Origin of the sequence: Vibrio chagasii (assembly GCA_041879415.1) — a bacterium.
Lineage (GTDB): Bacteria > Pseudomonadota > Gammaproteobacteria > Enterobacterales > Vibrionaceae > Vibrio.
Map to the genome: position 1 here is coordinate 25,776 of CP090853.1, position 23,952 is coordinate 49,727.

The window sequence follows — 23,952 nt, forward strand, 5'->3', positions numbered from 1 at the left end:
GATGTCTCAGCCATTTGATTATCGCAGTGTTGCCAAACAAGTTTTGGAAACCGAAGTTGCAGGTCTCACTCAATTGGACCAATATTTTAATGATGATTTTTGCAAAGCTTGCGACCTAATCCTAAACAACAAGGGTAAAGTGGTTGTGATGGGCATGGGTAAATCCGGCCATATCGGCAACAAAATCGCAGCAACGCTAGCAAGTACTGGTACATCAGCTTTCTTTGTACATCCAGGTGAAGCAGCACATGGCGACTTAGGCATGATCGAACCGGGTGATATTGTGATTGCAATATCGAACTCAGGTGAGTCTGGTGAAATCCTTAGCCTGTTCCCAGTATTAAAGCGTTTGAACATCAAGATCATCAGCATGACAGGTAAACCTGCGTCGAATATGGCGACCTTGTCTGATATCCATTTACAGATTTCTGTGCCGGAAGAAGCGTGCCCGCTAGGTTTAGCACCAACAACCAGCACCACAGCTACCTTAGTGATGGGTGATGCATTAGCCGTTGCACTTTTACAGGCTCGAGGCTTCACAGCTCAAGACTTCGCCCTATCTCACCCAGGTGGCGCTTTAGGTCGTCAGCTACTATTGAAACTAGACGACATCATGCACACGGGCGATGCACTCCCTGTTGTCGCTCCAGATGCATTAGTAAGAGATGCTTTACTAGAGATCTCTCAGAAAGGCTTGGGCATGACAGCCATCGTTGATCAAGATGGTCAAATGGCCGGTATTTTTACCGATGGTGATTTACGCCGCATCTTGGATAAGCGTGTTGATATTCATAGTACTCAAATTGGCGATGTGATGACGCTAAACCCTACGGTTGCCGATCCGAACATGCTTGCAGTCGAGGGGTTAAACTTAATGCAAGCCAAAAGCATCAATGGCTTGATGCTATGCCAAGATGGCAAACTAGTTGGTGCTCTAAACATGCACGATTTATTGAAAGCTGGAGTAATGTAATGACACAGACAGTCGAAACTCTATACGGCACTGTTGACTCAGATGTTTTTGCAATCGCAAAAGACATCAAACTCCTAATTTGCGATGTAGACGGCGTGTTCTCTGATGGCCGTATCTACATGGGCAACAATGGTGAAGAGCTGAAAACCTTTCACACTCGTGACGGTTACGGCATCAAATCACTGATGAACGCGGGCATTGAAATCGCAATCATCACAGGTCGCAAGTCTCAGATTGTTGAGAACCGAATGACGGCTCTCGGCATCAAACTTATTTATCAAGGCCAAGACGATAAAGTTAAGGCTTACCAAGATATTTGCGATAAGCTTTCAGTTAACCCTGAAAACACAGGTTATATCGGTGACGATCTCATCGATTGGCCGGTAATGGAAAAAGTTGGCTTAAAGGTTTGTGTGGCAGATGGTCACCCACTACTCGCACAGCGAGCAAACTACGTGACAACCATCAACGGTGGTCATGGTGCAGTTCGTGAAGTCTGCGACCTGATTTTACAAGCAAGAAATGAACTCGACGTGCACAAAGGTTTAAGCATATGAGTTTTACTCGTATTATCTATTTAATACTAATATTTATTGCCTCTTGGTCGACCTACTACTTGTTCGACAAAGAGCAAACATCGACGATACAAGTGGCTCCAAATTTGGAGCTACCTGCTTTTAGCGGCAACAGCCTAAACAACATCAGTTACGATGAGTCAGGTATTCGCAGCTACCAAGTTGAGTCGACATATTTAGAACACTTCTCAGTGGTTGGCGACACGCACTTTCAAAACCCGGTTCTTTCGGTCTTCCGAGAAGGACATACGATTGAATGGCAAGTCACCGCTGATCGCGCGATTATGGATGAAAATCAAGTTGTCACTTTTTATGACAACGTTGTGGCAAAGAATCTACTGCCAGGGGCAAGCTTCGATACAATGACTACTGACAAAATGGTTGTTGAGCTGAAAAGCCGAGATTTTTATTCAGATACTCCGGTCCATATGATCGGTACATTTTTTGAAAATGAGGGTCAAGCAATCAAAGGTAACTTCGGTACCAACAATGCGACTCTCTTTAATTCTGTTCAAGGTAGATATGAAACTCTTACACCTTAGTTTATTCGCTTTGACTCTTGCGGCACCAAATGTCTACGCCCTATCTTCTGATAGCGAGCAACCTGTCTACATTGACTCAGACAGCCAGCAATTGGATATGAAAAGTAACCAAGTAACCTTCATTGGTGATGTAAACCTGAAACAAGGCAGCATCAATATCAATGCAGATAAGGTTATTGTTACCCGCAACGCCGTGAATGGTGAAATTGAAGAGATTCAAGGCTTCGGTAAACCGGCGACCTTCTCTCAGCTGACTGATGACGGAAAGACGCTCTACGGTGAAGCGGACGACCTGCATTACCAGCTTGTTGCTGACAAACTGATCATGACCAAGAATGCAATGCTATCTCAAGATGGCAGCATCATCCGTGGCTCTAAGATCACTTACCAGATTGGCTCTCAAAAGCTAGTCGCTGACAGTGGTGAGAACAAACGAGTATCAACGGTTTTACAACCAACGGAAGTGAATAAGTAGCCATGGCCGTTCTTAAAGCGCAAAACCTAGCGAAAACATACAGCAAACGTAAAGTAGTGACTGACGTAAGCCTACAGGTTGAGTCAGGCCAAATCGTCGGTTTGCTTGGTCCTAATGGTGCTGGTAAAACGACATCCTTCTACATGATTGTAGGCTTAGTTGCTCGTGACGAAGGTACCATCAGCATTGATGACCGAGATATCAGTATCTTGCCAATGCATAGCCGTTCGCGTCTTGGTATCGGCTACCTGCCTCAGGAAGCATCAATCTTCCGTAAGCTGTCTGTTGAGAACAACATCATGGCGGTTTTGCAGACCCGTGATGAGATGACTAATGAACAGCGTCAGGATAAGCTAGAAGACCTTCTAGAAGAGTTTCACATTCAACATATCCGTCACAGCAATGGTATGGCTCTATCGGGTGGTGAACGTCGTCGTGTGGAAATCGCGCGCGCTCTTGCAGCAAACCCTCAGTTTATCTTGCTTGACGAACCGTTTGCTGGTGTTGACCCGATCTCTGTTATCGATATCAAGAAAATCATCGAACACCTGCGCGATCGCGGTTTGGGTGTTTTAATTACCGACCACAACGTTCGTGAAACATTAGACGTGTGTGAAAAGGCCTACATCGTGAGTCAAGGGCACCTGATCGCAGAGGGTACTCCTGAAGATGTTCTCAATAACGAACAAGTTAAACAAGTTTATCTAGGCGAACAATTCCGTCTATGATTATATAGAGAGTATCGAGAGTTCTAAGAATAATAACTAGGTAAGTAACACTGAATGAAACCCTCATTACAACTTAAGCTAGGCCAACAGTTAGCAATGACTCCTCAATTGCAGCAAGCGATTCGTTTGCTGCAATTGTCTACTTTAGATTTGCAACAAGAGATCCAAGAAGCACTTGAATCTAACCCATTACTCGATGTCGAAGAAGGCAATGAAGAAACGCCTTCATCGGAAGAAAAGCCTAGCAGTGACGAGAAAGAAACAGTTGAAGCCGCAGAGCAAGACTTACCTGACAGCTCAGACTTAATCGAAAAATCAGAGATTGGTAACGAACTCGAGATCGACACCACTTGGGAAGATGTCTACAGCGCAAATACAGGTAACACTGGTATTGCTATTGATGACGATATGCCTGTATATCAAGGCGAAACAACCCAAAGCCTGCACGATTACCTACTTTGGCAACTTGATCTCACACCTTTCACAGAAACCGACCGAAGCATTGCCTTCGCACTAATCGATGCCATTGATGACTATGGCTACCTCACCGTATCTTGTGAAGACATCCTTGAAAACTTCGACAGTGAAGACATTGAGCTTGATGAAATCGAAGCAGTACGGAAAAGAATCCAACAGTTTGACCCATTGGGTGTTGGTTCACTAAACCTTCAAGATTGCTTGCTGCTGCAACTGGCGACTTTCCCACAGGACACACCTTGGCTTGAAGAAGCTAAGTTAGTACTTACTAGCCATATCGACCAACTCGGTAACCGTGATTACAAACTTGTGATCAAGGAAACTAAGTTGAAAGAAGCAGAGCTACGTGAGGTTCTGCAGCTCATTCAACAACTGGACCCACGACCAGGCAGCAAGATTACGCCAGACGAAACCGAATATGTGGTTCCTGATGTGTCGGTATTTAAAGACCTCGGCAAATGGTTAGTAACCATTAATCCAGACAGCGTGCCAAAGCTGAAAGTTAATCAGCAGTACGCAGACTTAGGCAGTAAAGGCAACAGCGCTGATAACCAATACATTCGCTCGAACTTGCAAGAGGCGAAGTGGTTAATCAAAAGCTTAGAAAGCCGAAATGAGACGCTACTCAAAGTTGCGCGATGCATTGTTGAACATCAGCGCGATTTCTTCGAACATGGCGAAGAAGCGATGAAGCCGATGGTACTCAACGATGTAGCTTTAGCCGTTGATATGCACGAATCCACGATCTCTCGTGTGACGACTCAAAAGTTCATGCATACCCCTCGTGGCATCTTCGAACTGAAATACTTTTTCTCGAGCCATGTCAGTACTGACAATGGCGGTGAATGTTCATCGACAGCAATTCGAGCACTCATTAAGAAGCTTGTTGCGGCAGAAAATACTGCTAAGCCTCTCAGTGATAGCAAGATAGCTGCTTTACTGGCTGACCAAGGAATTCAGGTAGCTAGACGTACGATAGCGAAATACCGTGAGTCTCTGGGCATTGCCCCATCGAGTCAGCGTAAACGCCTACTATAAGCAAATTGAGTCACTCTTAACTCAATCGCTATTATCGGGCACCAACTGAAAAGGAAAGTCTATGCAAATCAATATTCAAGGCCATCACGTTGATCTTACCGATTCAATGCAAGACTATGTTCACACCAAATTCGACAAGCTTGAACGCTTCTTTGATCATATCAATAGTGTTCAGGTTGTTTTAAAAGTTGAGAAAATCAATCAAATTGCAGAAGCGACCCTTCACGTAAACCAAGGCGAGATTCATGCAACAGCAACAGATGAAAGCATGTATGCTGCGATTGATGCGTTGGTTGATAAACTCGTTCGCCAACTCAACAAGCACAAAGAAAAGCTAAGTAGTCACTAACATGCAATTAAGCGAAGTACTTTCATTGGACTGCACCAAAAGTGCAGTCCAATGCACAAGCAAAAAGAGAGCTCTTGAGCTCATCAGTCAAATCGCAGCAGAGAGCTGTGGTCAAGATTCAACAGAGCTATTCGAATGCATGTTGAGCCGCGAGAAGATGGGCAGTACTGGCATTGGTAATGGTATCGCCATTCCCCATGCTCGTATGAATGTCAGTGATAAAGCGATAGCTGTATTACTGCAATGCCAAGATCCGATCGAATTTGATGCGATTGATAACCGTCCTGTCGACCTACTATTTGCTCTACTGGTTCCTAGCGAACAATGTAAAGAGCATCTAAAAACCCTTTCTTGTATGGCAGAACGACTAAACGACAAGCAGACTCTAAAACAGCTGCGTAATGCTCAGAGCGATCAAGAGCTTTACGACATCATGATTCAAGTGCCAACTTGCGAGCAATAAAATGCGATTAATCGTGGTTAGTGGCCAATCAGGGGCCGGTAAAAGTGTTGCGTTACGAGTCTTAGAAGACTTGGGGTATTACTGTGTCGATAATCTGCCGGTAAACCTGCTCAACAACTTTGTCGAATCGGTACGCGAAAGCAACCAAAACGTTGCGGTAAGCATTGATATACGTAACCTACCGAAAGAGCCTCAGTTAGTCACCGACACGCTTGAGCAACTCGAGTCCGCTACCAACATCGATGTTGATGTATTGTTCCTCGATGCCAGTAAGCAGACGCTCCTCAAGCGCTACAGCGAAACCCGCAGAATACACCCTTTATCAATTGGCCAGGAGAAACTCTCTCTGGAACAGGCAATTGATTTAGAAAAGACACTTCTCAGCCCTCTAGCAGGACAAGCCAGCATTGTGATTGATAGCAGTGACTGCAACCTCTACGAGTTGAGTGAAAAAGTGCGCTTTAAAGTCGAAGGCAAAGAGAAGCAAGAGCTGATCATCGTCTTTCAATCTTTCGGCTTTAAATTTGGTCTACCAAGCGATGCCGACTACGTGTTTGACGTTCGCTTCTTACCAAACCCTCATTGGGAACCTGACTTACGACCAATGACAGGCCTTGATGCCCCAATTCACTCCTTCCTTGAACAACATCAGGAAGTAATTGAACTCAAGCAACAGATTCAAGGCTTTGTTGAACAGTGGCTGCCAATGTTAGAGAAAAACAATCGCAGTTACCTAACGGTAGCCATTGGTTGTACTGGTGGTAAACACCGCTCGGTGTATCTAACGCAGAAAATTGGCGAATACTTCGAACAACTTGGTCATCAAGTTCAAATCAGACATGCCTCTCTAGAGAAGCACCAACAGGGCTAACCCATGGAATTAACTCGAACTGTACTGATCCAAAACCGCTTGGGTCTTCACGCTAGAGCGGCCGTAAAGTTGGTTGAGCTTGCCCAAAGCTTTGATGCCACTATCACAATTCATAGTGAAGAAGATAAAACTGCCACCGCAGACAGCGTGATGGGACTATTGATGCTGGAATCGGCACAAGGCCAACACATCACGATTCAAGCTTCGGGTACTGATTCACAACAAGCACTTGATGCCGTTTGCCACCTTATCGAAGATAAATTTGATGAGGGTGAGTAGCCAAGACGCTTAACTCGTAACGCCGCAAACTCAAACGGTGAACCAACCTATATTAAATCTTAGTTCTACCTAAGTTTATGATTTAAATAAGCCCTAGAATTAAGTTACTATTCCAAGCATTGTAAGAATAATGAGATAGGAGGAAAATATGGCAGAGCAATTAGAATTCGACCAAGCTCACCAAACCCTCCAAGAAGTCAGCGAAGCCCTAGAAAACGGCCGATTTGTACACGTACGCCGACAACTTCAGGACATGGAGCCTGAGGATATTGCACACCTTTTAGAAGCCTCCCCTCGCAAAAGTCGTGACGTACTCTGGCAACTCACCGATCCAGAAGACTACGGTGAAATTCTTGATGAACTAAACGAAGACGTCAAAGATGCTCTTGTGTCAAAAATGGCGCCAGAGACCTTGGCCGAGGCGACCGAGGGCATGGAAACGGATGACGTCGCGTACGTACTTCGAAGCCTACCTGACGATGTTTCTCGCGAAGTCCTTTCTCAAATGGACTCCGCCGATCGTGCACTAGTTGAAACCGCCCTGTCGTACCCAGAAGATTCTGCCGGTGCGATCATGAATACCGACGTAATCACGATTCGTGGTGATGTCGATGTTGATGTTGTACTGCGTTATTTGCGTATGCGTGGCGAACTGCCTGATGCAACCGATGCTCTGTATGTCATTGACGAAGAAGAGCGTCTGATTGGTAACTTGTCACTGACGACACTGATTACGACTCAGCCTGATATTGCCGTTTCAGAAGTGATGGACGATGCAGATGAAGCCATCTCCGTAGAAACCAGTGCGTCAGATATCGCGAGCCTATTTGAACGTCGTAACTGGGTTTCAGCACCGGTTGTCGACAGCAACCAACATCTCGTTGGTCGTATCACCATCGATGACGTGGTTGATGTTATCCGTGAAGATGCCGAACACTCAATGATGAGTATGGCGGGTATGGATGATGACGAAGATACCTTCGCACCAGTCGTAAAATCGGCTCGTCGTCGTAGCGTATGGCTTGGTGCTAACGTTCTAGCAGCGCTTGCTGCCGCATCTGTTTCCAACATGTTTGAAGCAACGCTCGACCAAATGGCTGCGATTGCGGTTCTGATGACGATTGTACCGTCGATGGGTGGTGTTGCTGGTAACCAAACCGTTGCTCTAGTGATTCGTGGTTTAGCACTTGGTCACATCGGTGACAGTAACAAACGCGAACTACTATTCAAAGAAGCGGCTATCGGCTTCCTCAACGGCGTTCTATGGGCCGTTATCATTGGTGGTATTGTGGTAGCTTGGAAAGGCAACTGGATACTGGGAGGCATCATCTCAGCAGCAATGATGACCAACTTGATAGTGGCTGGTATTGCCGGTGTAACCATTCCAGTAATGCTGAAGAAGATGAATATCGACCCAGCCTTAGCCGGTGGTATGGCACTCACAACAGTAACCGATGTTATTGGCCTATCAGTATTCTTAGGCTTAGCGACCATACTTATCTAAGTTGCAGTCATAAACCGCTTTAACAGCGAAACACTGCATACAAAAAGGGAGCCATCGGCTCCCTTTTTTAGTTCATCAATATGGCGTTAAGTGAATTACTCGCCTGCCACTTTCATAGACTCAAGCAGGATAGAACCCGTTTGAATTTGCGAGCGTGTTTCAACGTCGTTACCGACTGCAACGATCTGATTGAACATGTCTTTTAGGTTACCCGCGATCGTCACTTCCGATACTGGGTATTGAATTTCTCCATTCTCAACCCAGAAACCTGCCGCACCACGAGAGTAATCACCCGTTACAGTATTCACGCCTTGGCCCATCACTTCAGTTACGAGGAAACCAGTGCCCAACTCTTTAAGCATCTGCTCAAAGTTTTGGCCTGTCGATTTCACGAACCAGTTATGAATACCACCAGCATGTCCCGTCGGAGTCATATCCATTTTACGTGCTGCGTAACTCGTTAGTAGGTAAGTGGCGAGTACACCATCAGTGATGATTTCACGATCTTGAGTAAGCACACCTTCACTATCAAATGGGCTCGACGCCAAACCGCGTAAGATATGAGGGCGCTCAGAGATGTTGAACCAATCCGGCAAGATTTTCTGACCTAGATGATCCAATAGGAAAGACGCTTTGCGGTATAGGTTACCACCACTGATCGCCATCACTAGGTGACCAATAAGACCAGTCGCTACATCATTGGCGAACATGATCGGGTATTGACCTGTTGCTAGCTTTTTCGCATCTAAGCGGCTAATGGTCTTTTCTGCTGCTTCTTGACCCACTCGCTCAGGCGTCCATAGCTCGTCACGGTGACGTGCTACGGTATAGCTGTAGTCACGCTCCATTTCACCGTTAGTACCCTGACCAATCACACAACAGCTCGTGCTATGGCGGCTTGATGCATAACTTGCTAGTAAACCATGGCTATTACCATAGACCTTAACACCGTAGTGGCTGTCGTAGCTTGCGCCATCACTTTGTTTGATTTTATCGCTGTAAGATAGTGCCTGTTTCTCAGCTGCAATCGCTATCTCAGTCGCGTAGTCTGGGTTTGGTTCATCAGGGTGGAAAAGGTCCAAGTCTGGAATCTCTTTCACCATGTATTCTTTTGCTGCAGGACCAGCGAACGGGTCTTCTGAAGTATACTGAGCGATATCAAGTGCCGCTGCGACGGTTTGAGCAATCGCTTTTTCACTCAGATCAGATGTAGATGCACTGCCTTTTTTCTGGCCGCGATAAACAGTAATGCCTAGCGCACCATCACTATTAAATTCAACGTTTTCCACTTCACACATGCGTGTTGAAACACTCAAACCCGTTGACTTAGTAATAGCGACCTCAGCGGCGTCGGCACTCACAGAGGCCATGTCCAACGCTTTTGCAACTGCGGCTTCTAGATCAACTCTTTGCTGGGCGACTTGCTGTTTTACATCCATATCTATTCTAATTTTGTAGGTCAATATTACGTAGGATAACAAGAATTTCGCTTTCTCCCCAAGATTCTTGCTAAAATAGGCAATATATTCGTTTGAGATAGTGACATAGGCAGAAAAGATGGCTCGCAAAAACCAAAAAGCTCCATGGGAACCAGAAGAAGAAATCATCTGGGTAAGTAAAACCGAAATGAAAACGGACATGGAAGCCCTACAGAAACTAGGGGAAGAACTTGTTACCCTAAAGCCATCAGTATTAGAGAAATTCCCTCTGTCTGAAGATTTGGCACTCGCGATTAAAGACGCACAACGCTTTAAGAACGAAGCAAAACGTCGCCAGCTTCAATACATTGGTAAGATCATGCGTAACATCGACCCAGAGCCGATTCAAGCGGCTTTGGATAAGGTCCGTAACAAGCACTCACAAGCAACAGCAGAGCTGCACAAGCTTGAGCAACTGCGTGACCGTATCGTTGAAGAAGGTGATGCTGCTATTTCAGAAGTCATGGAAATGTACCCTGAAGCAGACCGTCAACGCCTTCGTCAACTGGCTCGCCAAGCTAACAAAGAGAAGAAAGCAAACAAGCCAGCAAAGGCTTTCCGTGAGATCTTCCAAATCCTGAAAGAGCTAAAACAAGAGGACTAATCCGTCATCGCTTTATCAGTTACCAAAAAAAGACCTAGCACACGCTAGGTCTTTTTTGATTCTGTTGGTAATTGAGTGCTACTCGCCAGCTCTTACAAATGAGCTCAACTCTGACTGCGGATGGTCAACAGTTAGCATTTCTATCGAGTCCTCGACTAACACCTTACCTAACGCGACGAACACAAACTTATTCGCAATACTACGCGCATCACCTAAATGGTGCGTCACCATCAAAACAGTAATATTGCGTTCTGCTGCTAACCGCTTCACAAGGCAAAGCATCTCTTCTCGTAATAATGGATCCAGCGCCGAGAAAGGTTCATCAAGTAACCAGATGTCGTGAGGTTGAACGAAACAACGTGCTAATGCGACACGCTGACGCTGACCACCAGATAACTGTTCAGGCAACCTATCCAAATACTCAGCGACGCCAACTTGGGCAGCCGCTTGCTCCACCGCTTGCTTTTGGGTTGCAGTAAGCTTTAAGCCTGGGTGTAACCCTAAGCCAATATTTTCACGCACCGTGAGATGAGCAAACAGGTTATGCTCTTGAAACAGCATTGCCAATGGGCGCTGATGCGCTTCTTTACCAATCAGCGATTCCCCAGCAACAGAAATCTCTCCAGATGTCGGCTCAATAAAGCCCGCCACTAAAGCGAGCAGAGTTGACTTACCCGCACCACTTGGTCCCATCAAGGCAACAATATCGCCCTGCTCTGCTTGGAAATCAAAACTAAACAACTCTTGGTGATAGTGGTAATCCACATCTTTCATCACTAACATCATCGGTTCCTTAACTCTTTAGCTTTGAGCTTCGAGTAAACAAAAATTCAATAAGGCTAAAGCTGCCAACACTCAACAACAATAGACTCACTGACACCACTGCCGCAGCTTCCATTTGATAGCTACCTAACAATTGGAATAGATACAAAGGCAAGGTTCTAAAGTCTTGGCTACCAAACAAAGCAATCGCGCTCAGATCGCCCATCGCCAACATAAAGCTGATAGAGAAAGCCTGCGCCATCGGTTTACGCAGTGCACGCCACTCCACTAACCTAAAGCGAGTAAAGCCGGTCATACCTAAACTGGCACACACATATTGATATTGCTGAGACAAATGCAACATAGGTTGGGCAAGTGTCTTAATCACATAAGGCAGCGCCATTAGGCTATTTACGGCAATCACAATAAAGAAAGCCAAGCTGAACACATCGGTAAATGAACGTAACAATAAGAAAATACCTGTGCTGATCACTAATCCCGGCGTCACCAAGATAATAGTGCCGATCAACTCGATCTTATCAGCTCTGATCGTCTTGTTTTGTAAGCGCCATGCACGACTGGTGAGTAATATCGCGATACCTATACCGACTGCAATAACACTCGCCAATAAAGCGACTCTTACCGAAGTCATCAACGCCGCCCAAAACGGCTCACTGACCAGCACTGTCAAGGCTTGAGCGTTAATACCACTAACAAGCACCATCAACAGTGGCGGTAATACGAGTATTGATACCATGATGATCCAAAAGCTATCCCAAGCTTTTGACCACCAGCTGTCCTTAACCAAATACTTATCTTCCGACAGCTGACTTGCGGTCACTGAGATAGGCTTAGACAGGCGCTGGATACTCACCGCTAACACGCCGCACAACAGCATTTGCCATATCGCCAGCAAAGCCCCAGCTTGCAGATCAAAGTCAAATTTAATCGCCTGATAAATAGCAAGCTCGATAGTGGTTGATTTAGGGCCACCGCCTAGCGCCATCACGGTAGCAAAACTGGTAAAGCACAGCATGAAGACTAAGCCACATACATGAGGTAACTGTTGCCTTAAGCGAGGCCATTCAACCCACCTGAATTTGTTCCAATGACTCATGCCTAAATGTGCGCATAACTTGTGCTGCTCAGCAGGTACGGTATCTAACGCTTGCAGAAGTAAGCGACAGGAATAAGGCAGATTGAAGAAGACGTGTGCCAACAAAATACCATTCAGGCCATAAATCGAAAATGGTAACTCAATGTCGAAGTTCGCCAAGAACTTAGCTAACCAACCACTGTTGCCGTAAATAGCCAGTAAGCCAAAGACGCCGACTAATACAGGCAGAACCAAGGTCGACGCAAAGAGCCTTAACAGTAGCGCTCGTCCAAAGAACTGTCTGCGGCACAAAGCGTGTGCAACAGGTATAGCAAAGCCAACACTCAGCACCGTTGAGAGTGTCGCTTGATAAAAACTGAACTTCGTTACATGCCAATAGTAGGGATCGGACCATACTTGGCTGATATCAAGAGAAGGGGCATTGCTAAGCAATGCCCCTACTGCTGAAACCACGAAGGCGGTAATGAGTATCGCGACCCAAATACCGACCTTAGGCGTTTTCTTTATCATAAATTGATTATTACCGTAAAAAGTCCATTCCAAACATAAAGAATGGCTTTAAATACAGGTCGTTCATTCTTTTAAAAGTAAATTAAAAAGTAAGTGCACTCTGCCATTCACGAATCCAAGGCTTACGCTTCTCGGCGATCTCTTCAGAGCTAAAGCTTAACGCTTGCTGAGGTACCGTCAGTTGTTCGAAACCTTTAGGTAGCTCAACATCTGTCACAGGGTACATCCAGTTACCTGTTGGCATCGCCGATTGGAATTCATCACTTAGGATAAACGCCATAAACTCATCAGCAAGCTTTTCATTCTTACTGCCTTTGACCTTTGCTGCGACTTCCACTTGAGTGTAATGCCCCTCTTCAAAGTTAGCAGCTGCGTACTTAGAATCGTTCTCTGCAATGATGTGGTAAGCCGGAGAAGTGGTGTAAGACAATACTAGATCAGATTCACCCTCTAGGAACATAGAGTAAGCTTCAGACCAGCCTTTCGTTACCGTCACCGTTTTCTGAGCTAGCTTCTTCCACGCCGCTGTCGCTTCATCACCGTATACCGACTTCATCCAAAGCATCATGCCTTGGCCAGGTGTTGATGTACGTGGATCTTGGTAGATAACCTTCAGGTCTTCACGTTGCTCAACCAACTCTTTCAGACTTTTCGGTGGATTTGCTAGCTTCTCTGTGTTGTAGACAAAAGCGAAGTAGCCAAAGTCGTACGGGACAAATGTATTATCGTCCCAACCATTTGGCAGTGTTACCGATGATGTATCAACATTGTGCTCAGCCAGTAAGCCAGTTGCTTTCGCTTCAGCCATCAGGTTGTTGTCTAAGCCCAGAACAATGTCAGCTTTGCTGTTGCCACCTTCAAGACGTAAACGGTTAAGAATAGATACGCCATCTTCGAGCGCGACAAAATTCACATCACAGCCACACTTTTCTTCAAATGCTTTCTCTACGGCAGGACGAGGGCCCCAATCCGCAGCAAAAGAGTCATAGGTGTATACGGTTAACGTATCGTCTGCAGCAAAGGCAGAAAAAGAGATAGCTGTAGTAACAGCAAGGGTAGTTAATGTGAATTTCACTGGACGCTCTCCATGGTCTGAGCGGCACAGGTTTGAGGGAGGAGAACGATAGAGGTTGTTCCTAACTCAATTCCTACGCCAGCATTATCTGGTTCAGGTTTACGGGTCCCAAGCTCCTGCTTGATCTCAGCTCGCATTCACTATTTGAATGGTTTGCTCCCCGATGAGTGTCCGGAATTGTAATTCGATTTTTAACAATAAGCTATCAAGTTTGGATCAATTACGTTGATCGTAGCCCCATCTAGGCACTAAACCTTGGTCAATACCTAGATGGTCCAGAATGCGCGCCACCATGAAATCGACCAGGTCTTCTATTGACTTAGGTTGATGATAAAAACCTGGAGCGGCTGGCATGATGGTCACGCCCATCGTCGATAGCTTGTGCATGTTCTCTAGATGTAGCGTTGAGAATGGCGTTTCACGAACCACCAATAACAGCTGACCTCGCTCTTTCATCACCACATCTGCTGCGCGCTCAATCAGGTTATCCGATAACCCATGAGCAATGGATGCCAAACTGCCCGCAGAACATGGGCAAACCACCATCTGCTTCGGCGCTGCAGATCCTGATGCAACTGGAGAGAACCAGTCATCTTTACCGCACACCACTAGCTTTTCTGGATCGCAGCCCAAGTGCTTAACCAAGGCTTGCTTTGCCGCATCCGGCCCAGCAGGTAACTTGAGCTCATGCTCTGTTGCCAACACCACTCGTGCTGCCGACGAAATTAGCAGGTAGACTTGATAGTCTGCTGCCAGCAAGCATTCAAGCAAGCGCAGTCCGTAAGGCGCACCAGATGCGCCAGTGAAGGCAAGAGTTATCGCTTTATCGTGTTTTGTCATGTTCTCAGTTACTTCAAATTATAAAGTCGTGGATTGGATTAACCTTTAAGGGCTAACGCATCCAACAATTTCTGGTGAATACCACCAAAGCCACCATTACTCATTACCAGAATTTGGTCGCCCGCTTGCGCCTCTGAGACAATTTTAGCAACAAATACATCCATATCATCACTAACATGTGCAGGCTGATGACAAGCATCTGCGACATCCTGTACCGACCAATCAATGTTGTCCGGTTGGAATAAGTAGGTGGAATCCGCTTGTTTGAGCGAATCAGCCAAGGTTTCTTTATGCACACCACGCTTCATGGTGGCGGAACGAGGCTCTAAAACGGCAATGATTTTTTTCGAGTCGACCTTATTACGTAAACCACCGAGCGTAAGTTCAATCGCCGTTGGGTGATGGGCAAAATCATCATAAACAGACACACCAGCAACCTCGCCTTTAAACTCTAGACGACGTTTAGTATTGATGAATTTCGCTAACGATTCGCACGCTAAATCTGGCGTCACACCCACATGCCTTGCCGCAGCAATCGCCATAAGAGCATTGTTGACGTTGTGATCACCAACCAGGTCCCAATCTACCGTACCTACACACTCACCTTGGAAGTAAACTTCAAATTGAGAGCCATCTTTAACTCGCTTTTTGGCATCCCAATCGCCAGCTTCGCCACTCGATTCTGTCTCACTCCAGCAGCCACGTGATAGAACATCTTGAATAGCGGTATCTTGCTTAGGTGAGAAAATACGACCATTGCCTGGCACAGTTCGCACTAAATGGTGGAATTGACGTTTGATCGCTTCAAGATCGTCAAAAATGTCGGCATGATCGAACTCAAGGTTATTCATTACCAAGGTTCTTGGATGGTAATGAACGAACTTAGAGCGTTTGTCGAAAAAAGCACTGTCGTATTCGTCAGCTTCTACGACGAAGAACATGCTTTCACCCAAGCGAGCAGATATACCAAAGTTACCCAATACCCCACCAACTAAAAAGCCGGGAGCATAACCGCAATCTTCCAAGATCCAAGCTAGCATGCTGGATGTCGTGGTTTTACCGTGAGTACCGGACACCGCAAGAACCCAGCGGTCGTGCAGCAAGAACTCTTGCAGCCATTGTGGGCCAGATGTGTATCTAAGGTTGTTATCCAAGACATACTCAACACATGGGTTACCGCGGCTCATCGCATTACCGATAACCACCAGGTCAGGCCTAGGCTCTAGTTGGCTTGGGTCGAACCCTTCAATAATTTCAATCCCTTGCGACTCCAACAAAGTACTCATTGGAGGATAAACATTCGCGTCACTACCGGTAACCTTGTGACCTAATTGACGAGCCAATACCGCAGCACCGCCCATGAAGGTGCCACAAATTCCTAAGATATGAATATGCATAAATTGCTTCCAAACGCTTGGCTAATATAAACAGTGCCTAATTAAAACGGCTTGTACTCATTATCATTAAATGAAGATTAAAAGCGAGCGGCAATGCAAAACAAATTGAGTCGACATAGTAAGTGAGATCTGTGTCGCTTAGTTCATTACCATTAAAAAGATCTAAGCCTTAGAATTTAGGTAAGCGTCTAGATGAATAAAGCCCACTTAAGAGGCAAATTCTATGGTGCTCAAATCCCCCCTAATATTCAGAGAAGTTTAAGGAAATAACATGTCTGAGATGCGCACCCTTGGTGAGTTCATTGTTGAGAAACAGAGTGACTTCCCCCATGCAAGTGGTGATCTATCATCCCTTTTGTCATCAATTCGTCTTGCTGCAAAAATTGTTAACCGTGAAATCAACAAAGCAGGTCTTGTCGACATTACTGGCGCTGTTGGTACAGACAACGTTCAAGGTGAAGAGCAGCAGAAGCTAGACCTTTATGCGAACGACAAATTTAAAGCGGCTCTAGAAGCTCGTGACCAAGTTTGTGGTGTAGCAAGTGAAGAAGAAGACGAAGCCGTTGCCTTCAATAAAGAGCTCAACAAAAACGCAAAATACGTCGTGCTGATGGATCCACTAGATGGCTCTTCAAATATCGATGTAAACGTATCGGTTGGTACGATTTTCTCTATCTACCGCCGTGTGTCTCCAATCGGAACTCCACCGACTCAAGAAGACTTCCTACAACCAGGTCACAAACAGGTAGCTGCCGGTTACGTGATTTACGGCTCTTCAACCATGCTGGTTTACACAACTGGTGCTGGCGTAAATGGTTTCACCTACGACCCATCTCTGGGTACTTTCTGTCTATCTCATGAAAACATGATGATTCCAGACGAAGGTAAGATCTACTCGATCAACGAAGGTAACTACATTCGCTTCCCAACCGGTGTGAAGAAGTACATCAAGTACTGCCAAGAGAGCGAGCCAAGTGATAACCGCCCTTACACGTCACGTTACATTGGTTCTCTTGTATCAGATTTCCACCGCAACCTACTAAAAGGCGGCATCTACTTATACCCAAGTACAGAGAGCCACCCTCAAGGTAAACTGCGTTTGCTTTATGAGTGCAACCCTATTGCCTTCATCATGGAGCAAGCAGGCGGTATCGCTTCTGATGGTGTACAACGTATCATGGACATCAAACCAACTGAGCTACACCAACGTGTACCTTTCTTCGTTGGCTCTAAGAATATGGTTCGTAAAGTCGAAGAGTTTCTTGAGCAGAACCCAGACTAACCCTCTCGTTTCTTCCTCAACTTAACTTCATTAAAAAAGCCAGCATCGAAATGCTGGCTTTTTGTTGTTCATCGAGTTAATCAACCACTGGGTTATCGAATATCAAATTTCGACTCCGCGCCTCTCTCGTAGTTGAAGCGGAACCACTTATCGATATCATCACAAATACCAAGATAAGTCTCACCGCGGCGTCCTAAAGCTCTTGGGTTCTGAGAACAGTATTGCGCCTTACCAACCTCATAACCTTGGTCATAAGCGGCATACAAATTAGCGTCAATTGACGGTGACGAGGCAGCTTCTGCCAAGCTAGCTTCCGTCTGCTTGGTTTTTCCTTTGAGTGCCATTTCTTCACCAAAACTCTGCCAATCGGTTGTGTTCATAGACGTTGGTGGCGGAGTTTGCGCACAACCAAATAACATTACTGATAGCACCAATAATAGATATTTCATAATTTCCTCCTGATGGAAAAGACTAGCCTGTACATTAAGACTTCTAGCTATTACGTCAGAATGCTTTCAGTAGTTCATTTACTATAGCGGGTTGTTCCGCTTACACCAGTCACCCGAAAGTATTTCTTTATTAGCTGTTAGATCAAGCTGATACAAATATACCCATGCTAATCCAAATATAGTCTCTATTTGCTCGCGACGATACTCGACAGGCACATCTTCTAGCCGATCGAGCGACTCCAAAACTTCGTCGTTAATCATATAGACCTCCCCAGCGACACTTTTATTTCCAAAAATCATCGCGGGATAAGCATCTAGGTCAAAAAGCGCGTATTCCTTTGGAGTATCAAACCTACCTAGTGATTTACAGCCCTTTAAATAATGGTGATTAGATTGGCCTTGTCTCAAGGTTCCATAGACAAAAACAAGATGCTTCATAAATCCTCCACACGCCATTCACACGAGCACGGTAATGAATGGCTGATGTATTACCTAGGTGACTTCAAATAGCTTTATTCGAACTCAAATTGATAAAGGAGGTCTACCGCACTGTCTAAACCAGAAACGGCTTCAACGTAGAGATCCTGCATCAATCGATAACGCACGGTAAACTCGCCAAGCGAATTAAAGATACCCACGCCATACTTAACCTGTAAGCCTGGAAGGATGTAACCACTTACCGTTACTTGTGAGTCGTCACCAGAGCCCGCGGTATCCAGCTGTAAATCTTGTACACCAAAGGCTTCACCTATCTCCCCGACTACCTTACCGCTCTTCGCTAAGCTCAAACCAATTAAAGTGGTTGTCATTGAGCCGCTCGACTCGCCATCAATATCTTGACCACGCAAGATGTATGAAAGAGCATTTGCTTGCGGCATCGCAGGGTCCGAATAAATCTCAATAGCTGGCTCTGTCGCTGGGCCAGTCACTCGAATACCCGCCGTCACATCATCCTGAGTATTGTCAGGATTACGGATCGCATTGATCGCTACGTATGGCTGATCCGGTGGTCCATTCATTAAAATCTTACCTTCTTCGATCAACAAGTCTTGGCCGAACGATTGGTAGGTACCGTTAACGATGTTGACCTCACCGGTCACAAATGGACCTTGGTCTTTTTGAGCAACATTCAGTTTACCGACCAGCTCACCCTCTAGGCCAAAAGCAGACAGCTTAAAGTCATCGCCAATTGAGATATTAATGTTCGTCACGACATCAAATGGAATGGCCGATTCGCCCTCAGGTTGCAGGTCTTTATTCAAAATAACCTGATCAGAAGAAACACCTACCGCAGAAGGCGGCAAGTCTTCAACCACAATACGTCCCCACGGTAATGCAATATCACCGGTAATTTTTGCAAGCTCAGGCGTAACATCAATGGTCATGTCAGGAACGACCTTCACCTTAACCATAGGTGGTACATCCACCATCAATTCATCGGCAAATACTCTAACGTTCGAATGCCATGCTTGAAGATCTTGCCACTCACCAGAGCCTTCAATATCAAGGTGTCCATCTGGCGTTTCTACATTGGCATCCAGCTTTGCACTATAGCCATCAAAGTCGAGGTCAATACGGCCATCTTTCACATCAATCGGGGTGACGTCGCCTTTAACTTGAATGCCGTCCACTGAGAATTGACCGAATACTTGAGGATGCATCAAAGAGCCTTTCACCTGAAGGTCACTCGCAAGGTCTGCTTTCAACAAGCTGTATTCACCCAAAATAGGCTGCAAGAAGTCCAAATGGAAAGTCGTCAACTTAATCGCAGCATCGACCATTTTATCTTGTGCAAGAATATCAGGCAGCGACACCGTACCAGACAGATCACCGTTATCAGACACATCCAATTTGAAGTCTGCATCGAGCTTGTTGTCTTTCAGTTGAGCGTTTAGGGCAACGCTCTCCCAACCGATTGTGATTGGTTCACCCACTTGCTGTACAGCCTGACCTTTTGGCATATCAAGGCTTAATGTGACTTCTGGCTGACCTTGTTCCGACCATTTTGCGTGAGCTTTAACATTCACTAAGCCTTGTAGCTCAGTCTCTTTAGGAACAAAGGCTTTAATCTGATCGAAGTCGAACTGATTAATTGCAATCTTGGCCTCACCCGATTTTCCAGCACGGATGTCTTCGTCCAAACAGACACTCGAACCAGCTTGCTTCCAACAGTGCGCTTGAACATTAGCAAACTGCTTGTCGACATCGGCCTTAATCGAGACAGGTTGATCAAGCACCCAAGGGCCCTGTTGAGTGGTGATTTTCACTCGGTCTAACGAGCCATTCCAAACAAGAGAAGGCTTTTGAATCAACTCACCAGAAATCGCTAAACTTGTCGATACGATGTCGGATATGACATCTAACGTCACAGTGTGCTTTTTCTCACCGCCACTTACCGTCAAGTCGATGCTTTCTACGTTTTGTTCTTGATAGCTCAAGTTCTTGGCTTTCAACACCAGGTCGGCTTGCGCTTCAGGTAATGGCAATGGAACCACTGAACCATTAAGAGATAGCGACTCCAGTGTTGCTTCGCTATTCCAATCCACCTTATTAACGTTCAGTGTTAGGTCGACCTTGGGCTCTTGAGTAGGGCCACTAAGTTGGATGTTACCAATCACTTGCCCTTTCAAGTCTGGAACACTTTTCACAAGCTCAGGGAAGTAGATATCAACGCCCATATCCCATTGCTTATCAAGCTGTCCCTGTGCCTTAATCGAATTCACACCGTGAGCTAAGCTCAAGCCACTGGTTTTCAGTTTAGGCTCACCACTTGCACTACGATCGGACGCCGACAACTGACCTTCAATATCCAGTGGGTAATCACGCAAGATACCCTCGATATCAAGCTTAGGTAACTCAATCGCCCAGCCACCAGCCTCAGTCAATTCACCCGAGGTCACTAAGCTACCGCTGATTTTACCTTCCGCTTCAGGCCACTGTAGACCCAGTTGAATGTCTTTTAGGGATACATCCGCTTGCCAGTTAACAAGCTTTGCCCAGTTAGCTTTGACCGTACCATTAAGCTCACCGCCCAAGGTATTCAATTTCAGTCGCTCAAGCTCTATTTGTTCAGTGGTACCTTTACCCTGAAAGTCGATGGCTAGAGCTGGAATCTCCTTACCGTCCGCCTCACCTTTAAGCTGAACATTAAAGCCATCTAATGAACCATCGGCTTTAAAGCGTTCAATTTCGGCTTGATAATCGCTTTTACCAGTTAGAGGCCATTGCGCTTGCCCATCTTCTAGCAGTAAATCAAATGGCAGCGTCGGCTCTAAAGGTTGCAGTTCTCCAGAGAGCTTGGCTTCTATCAAATCAGAAAACTGCGAGTCGAGCTGTAGCTTAGCCACACTGCCTTGTGCTTTTAGTGATAACTTCTGACCAGCAAGGTCGGTTTCCTTCACCTTAGCGTCCAATGAAAGCTCTAATGGGTAGCCATCTTTCAGCTCTACCTTAGTAGAAAGGTTCGCGCTCGCCTGTGGCATGTCTAGTTCAAGAGTGGATACATCAACAGTGTTTTTTCCAGCTCGCACTTCAAGCCCAAGGTGATTAACAACGATGGGCGTCTCTTGCTCTAAAGTGAAACGATTGAGATCAAAGCGCTCTAGTACAACCTGTAATGGAATCCAAACCTCAGGCAGCTCTATCGCGGTTTTAACGGCAGGTTCAGGCTCTACGACTTCTGGTTTTGGCTCTTCAGCTGATTCAGCTGATTCAGCTGATTCAGCTGATTCAGCAAGTTTAACTTTTAGGTCGTTGAACAAGGTTGGCGATACTGTCAGCCTTTCACCTTGCATACTCAAAGCCGTTGAGAACAAACTCCATTCAATCTCATTACCCAATATGTTTAGCTTAATATCAGATAAAGCGATGCGATTGATGGTGATTGGAAGTGGCGTTTTTACCGACTTAAGAGGTGGCGTTGGCTCAGCCTCTTCTGTAGAGGCAGGAGGAAGCTCCGTAAAAGCAAAATCTAGCCCCTGAATTGCAATGCGATCAACACACAACTTAGGATCGAGTAAACAACGAGGATTAATAGCCAATACCAGTTTTTCCACTTTGGTATCGACATGGAGGCTATCATCTTTGAATTGAACATTATTGAGCGTAAAGCTCGGGAATAAAGCACCTTTTGTGCTCCCCACTTTAAGTTGTGGAAGAGCTTTTTCAGCCCCCCACAACACAGTGTTTAAGCCAGGGTTTGTAAACAATACAAAACCTAACAGGGCTATTAACAACAGCAAAATGGACGTCAGTGAAATCGACGTCCATTTTATGCACTTGCCCATCACTTTGATCATAACTCTGGTCCTAAACTAAAGTGCAATTGGAACTCATCACCTTTCTTCGCATCTAGACCCCATGCAAAGTCGAGGCTGACTGGCCCAACAGGCGACGCCCAGCGTACACCAACGCCAGTACCATGTTTCCACTCTGGTTTGTCGTTGAACGCATCACCAATATCGTAGAAGGCTGCGCCCCACCAATTTCCAACGAGACGGTATTGATATTCAACCGAGCTGGTTGCGATGAACTTAGCACCGGTTAATGCACCACTTTCATCTCGAGGAGAGATCGATTCGTAGCCGTAACCGCGGATACTGTTGTCACCACCGGCGAAGAATCTTAGTGAGGGAGACAGTTTCTCAAATTCATCAGCAAAGTTACCACCAAACTGCAGACGCGTTAGGCCACGGTGGTTGTTACCGATACTTCTGATCCAAGCCGTCTGTCCTTGAAAACGTACCACTTTGGTTTCAGACAGTAAGGTGTCATCAGCTGCCTCAACCATAATGGTTTGTTTATCGCCCCACATAGGCATCGAACCACCACGCGTTCGCGTTCGAGAGAAAGAGATACCCGGCAACACGAATTGCGCTAAATCATCCTGCAAACCTTGCTCATAGTTTTCAACCAAGTATCGAATGAAGACAGTACGCTGCCAGCCATTATCAAGGCGCCAATATCTCTCTAGCGCTAAGTTAGATTCCAAACTCTTGGTATCACGGTTATCTAGGTTCTTCATCCCATACTTAACTTGGTAATAATCATTAAGCACATCATCTAATGGGATTTTATAAGTCGCAGTAATCGTCTGCTCAGGTTTGGATATCGACAAACTACTATTAAAGCTATGACCAAGTTCGTTAACCCAAGGTTTCTTCCATTTGAGCGTACCTTTAACACCAAGGTCAGTAGAAACACCAATACCCGTTTCAATCTGGTTACGAGCTTGAGGAGCAAGGCTAACCTTCATCGGAATTTCTCTACCTTCACCTAACTGGCTCAAATCAGGCTCAACAAAAACCGAAGAGAACCAATCGGTATTGGATAAGTTCTGGTTGTACTCACCCACTTTAGTAATCGAATAAGGTTCACCATCTTCAAAAGTCTTGAGAGATTGAACCTTGTCGTCCTCGATTTGGCTTCCGGCCACTGTGGTTTTGCCGAAGTGATAACGAATACCACTGTTGTAATGAAGGCGGACATAAGCACGATTCAGTTCAGGCGCAACCTCTAGCTTGCTAACCTCATATGTACCATCGAAGTAACCTTTAGCTAGACCGAGATTACGTATCGAAGACTTCAAAGAATCGTAATTACCATGATTCAAAATCATACCTTTAGAGAGCTTACTCTTGGCAATTAAGGCTAAAAAGTCTGGATCATCTTTGGCTTCACCGCTCAGTACGATGTCTGATTCATAGATACGAACAGGCTCTCCCTGCTCAACCGTCACCGTGAGCTCAGTTTCATCTTCAGAGTGGGAAAAAGTAATGGTGGGTTGGTAATAACCTAACGCATTGAGGGCTTCTTTAATCATAGACTCCAAGCGAGACTGGAATCTTAGTGATACCGCATACTCTTCTTCAGGCACAGCACTCAGATAAGCATCTACGTTATCTTCAAGCGCTCCATCAAGCCCTTTAATTTCAAGGGAAACGTCAGCAAAAGCGAGCGTCGATGACAATAGAGTGCCAATCAGAACTGGTAAAGTTTTTCTTATCATGCTTAATTGGTGAAGAAGTTATCAATACGTTAATAATCAAAAAGAAATAATACCGCTAAAAAGGCATTGAGTCTGTAAGTAATCCTGCAATAACACGGTCTAATTTAAAGACTTATTTAATATGAACCAAGCGTTAATACGCCCACAGTTCACAAAA

At 45.6% G+C, this 23,952-nt stretch carries 23 protein-coding genes and 1 riboswitch; of the genes, 13 read left to right on the forward strand and 10 right to left on the reverse strand.

Annotated features, from left to right (window positions below):
* The first annotated feature begins 1 nt into the window (after window position 1).
* The 11 genes from kdsD (at window position 2) to mgtE (ending at window position 8,274) form a co-directional block, all read left to right on the forward strand.
* Window positions 2–973, forward strand: coding sequence for an arabinose-5-phosphate isomerase KdsD (gene kdsD / locus L0991_22215; protein ID XGB65495.1), 972 nt, complete (start codon window positions 2–4; stop codon window positions 971–973).
* Complete coding sequence (gene kdsC, locus L0991_22220; GenBank protein XGB65496.1) at window positions 973–1,530, forward strand: 3-deoxy-manno-octulosonate-8-phosphatase KdsC; 558 nt, start codon at window positions 973–975, stop codon at window positions 1,528–1,530. Before kdsD ends, kdsC begins: the two co-directional genes overlap by 1 nt.
* The gene (gene lptC, locus L0991_22225) at window positions 1,527–2,090 is read left to right on the forward strand and encodes an LPS export ABC transporter periplasmic protein LptC (GenBank protein ID XGB65497.1); all 564 of its coding nucleotides are present in this window, start codon (window positions 1,527–1,529) and stop codon (window positions 2,088–2,090) included. The genes kdsC and lptC overlap by 4 nt, the downstream gene beginning before the upstream one ends.
* Window positions 2,071–2,565 (forward strand): lipopolysaccharide transport periplasmic protein LptA, encoded by a 495-nt coding sequence (gene lptA, locus L0991_22230; GenBank protein ID XGB65498.1) that lies wholly within the window; start codon window positions 2,071–2,073, stop codon window positions 2,563–2,565. Before lptC ends, lptA begins: the two co-directional genes overlap by 20 nt.
* Window positions 2,566–2,567: 2 nt before the next feature.
* Window positions 2,568–3,293 carry an LPS export ABC transporter ATP-binding protein gene (gene lptB / locus L0991_22235; GenBank protein ID XGB65499.1) on the forward strand — a complete coding sequence of 242 codons (726 nt, stop codon included), beginning with the start codon at window positions 2,568–2,570 and terminating at the stop codon, window positions 3,291–3,293.
* Between the two features lie 54 nt (window positions 3,294–3,347).
* On the forward strand, window positions 3,348–4,808 hold the full coding sequence (locus L0991_22240; protein XGB65500.1) for an RNA polymerase factor sigma-54: 1,461 nt from the start codon (window positions 3,348–3,350) through the stop codon (window positions 4,806–4,808).
* A gap of 61 nt (window positions 4,809–4,869) precedes the next feature.
* Complete coding sequence (gene hpf / locus L0991_22245; GenBank protein XGB65501.1) at window positions 4,870–5,157, forward strand: ribosome hibernation promoting factor; 288 nt, start codon at window positions 4,870–4,872, stop codon at window positions 5,155–5,157.
* Between the two features lies 1 nt (window position 5,158).
* Window positions 5,159–5,620, forward strand: coding sequence for a PTS IIA-like nitrogen regulatory protein PtsN (gene ptsN / locus L0991_22250; GenBank protein ID XGB65502.1), 462 nt, complete (start codon window positions 5,159–5,161; stop codon window positions 5,618–5,620).
* Between the two features lies 1 nt (window position 5,621).
* The gene (rapZ, locus tag L0991_22255) at window positions 5,622–6,491 is read left to right on the forward strand and encodes an RNase adapter RapZ (GenBank protein XGB65503.1); all 870 of its coding nucleotides are present in this window, start codon (window positions 5,622–5,624) and stop codon (window positions 6,489–6,491) included.
* 3 nt (window positions 6,492–6,494) lie between these two features.
* Entirely contained in the window at window positions 6,495–6,770 is a 276-nt protein-coding gene (locus L0991_22260) for an HPr family phosphocarrier protein (protein ID XGB65504.1), read from the forward strand.
* A 148-nt stretch (window positions 6,771–6,918) separates the two neighbouring features.
* Complete coding sequence (gene mgtE / locus L0991_22265; protein XGB65505.1) at window positions 6,919–8,274, forward strand: magnesium transporter; 1,356 nt, start codon at window positions 6,919–6,921, stop codon at window positions 8,272–8,274.
* Window positions 8,275–8,369: 95 nt separating this feature from the next.
* Here mgtE and pmbA read toward each other — a convergent pair whose 3' ends face one another.
* Window positions 8,370–9,713, reverse strand: coding sequence for a metalloprotease PmbA (gene pmbA / locus L0991_22270; GenBank protein ID XGB65506.1), 1,344 nt, complete (start codon window positions 9,711–9,713; stop codon window positions 8,370–8,372).
* A 118-nt stretch (window positions 9,714–9,831) separates the two neighbouring features.
* Here pmbA and L0991_22275 point away from each other — a divergent pair, with 118 nt between their 5' ends.
* Entirely contained in the window at window positions 9,832–10,356 is a 525-nt protein-coding gene (locus tag L0991_22275) for a ribosome-associated protein (protein ID XGB65507.1), read from the forward strand.
* Window positions 10,357–10,434: 78 nt separating this feature from the next.
* Here the strand turns inward: L0991_22275 and thiQ are convergent, their stop codons facing one another.
* The 5 genes from thiQ to mpl form a co-directional block, all read right to left on the reverse strand.
* On the reverse strand, window positions 10,435–11,139 hold the full coding sequence (gene thiQ / locus L0991_22280; protein XGB65707.1) for a thiamine ABC transporter ATP-binding protein: 705 nt from the start codon (window positions 11,137–11,139) through the stop codon (window positions 10,435–10,437).
* 10 nt (window positions 11,140–11,149) lie between these two features.
* Complete coding sequence (gene thiP / locus L0991_22285; protein XGB65508.1) at window positions 11,150–12,745, reverse strand: thiamine/thiamine pyrophosphate ABC transporter permease ThiP; 1,596 nt, start codon at window positions 12,743–12,745, stop codon at window positions 11,150–11,152.
* Between the two features lie 82 nt (window positions 12,746–12,827).
* Window positions 12,828–13,820: a thiamine ABC transporter substrate binding subunit gene (gene thiB / locus L0991_22290; GenBank protein XGB65509.1), complete on the reverse strand. Its 993-nt coding sequence runs from the start codon at window positions 13,818–13,820 to the stop codon at window positions 12,828–12,830.
* A gap of 53 nt (window positions 13,821–13,873) precedes the next feature.
* Window positions 13,874–13,993, reverse strand: a riboswitch (TPP riboswitch).
* A 43-nt stretch (window positions 13,994–14,036) separates the two neighbouring features.
* Window positions 14,037–14,660: a UbiX family flavin prenyltransferase gene (locus L0991_22295; GenBank protein ID XGB65510.1), complete on the reverse strand. Its 624-nt coding sequence runs from the start codon at window positions 14,658–14,660 to the stop codon at window positions 14,037–14,039.
* Between the two features lie 38 nt (window positions 14,661–14,698).
* Complete coding sequence (mpl, locus tag L0991_22300; protein ID XGB65511.1) at window positions 14,699–16,057, reverse strand: UDP-N-acetylmuramate:L-alanyl-gamma-D-glutamyl-meso-diaminopimelate ligase; 1,359 nt, start codon at window positions 16,055–16,057, stop codon at window positions 14,699–14,701.
* A 271-nt stretch (window positions 16,058–16,328) separates the two neighbouring features.
* On the opposite strand from mpl, the gene fbp reads away from it, so the two are divergent.
* Entirely contained in the window at window positions 16,329–17,339 is a 1,011-nt protein-coding gene (fbp, locus tag L0991_22305; protein ID XGB65512.1) for a class 1 fructose-bisphosphatase, read from the forward strand.
* 92 nt (window positions 17,340–17,431) lie between these two features.
* On the opposite strand, the gene L0991_22310 is transcribed toward fbp, so the two are convergent.
* The 4 genes from L0991_22310 to L0991_22325 form a co-directional block, all read right to left on the reverse strand.
* Window positions 17,432–17,788 (reverse strand): DUF2799 domain-containing protein, encoded by a 357-nt coding sequence (locus L0991_22310; protein ID XGB65513.1) that lies wholly within the window; start codon window positions 17,786–17,788, stop codon window positions 17,432–17,434.
* 81 nt (window positions 17,789–17,869) lie between these two features.
* A complete protein-coding gene (locus L0991_22315; GenBank protein ID XGB65514.1) occupies window positions 17,870–18,226 on the reverse strand; it encodes a gamma-glutamylcyclotransferase in 357 nt (118 codons plus the stop codon).
* A gap of 74 nt (window positions 18,227–18,300) precedes the next feature.
* A complete protein-coding gene (locus L0991_22320) occupies window positions 18,301–22,086 on the reverse strand; it encodes a translocation/assembly module TamB (GenBank protein ID XGB65515.1) in 3,786 nt (1,261 codons plus the stop codon).
* Entirely contained in the window at window positions 22,083–23,795 is a 1,713-nt protein-coding gene (locus L0991_22325; protein ID XGB65516.1) for an autotransporter assembly complex protein TamA, read from the reverse strand. The genes L0991_22320 and L0991_22325 overlap by 4 nt, the downstream gene beginning before the upstream one ends.
* Window positions 23,796–23,952: the final 157 nt, after the last annotated feature.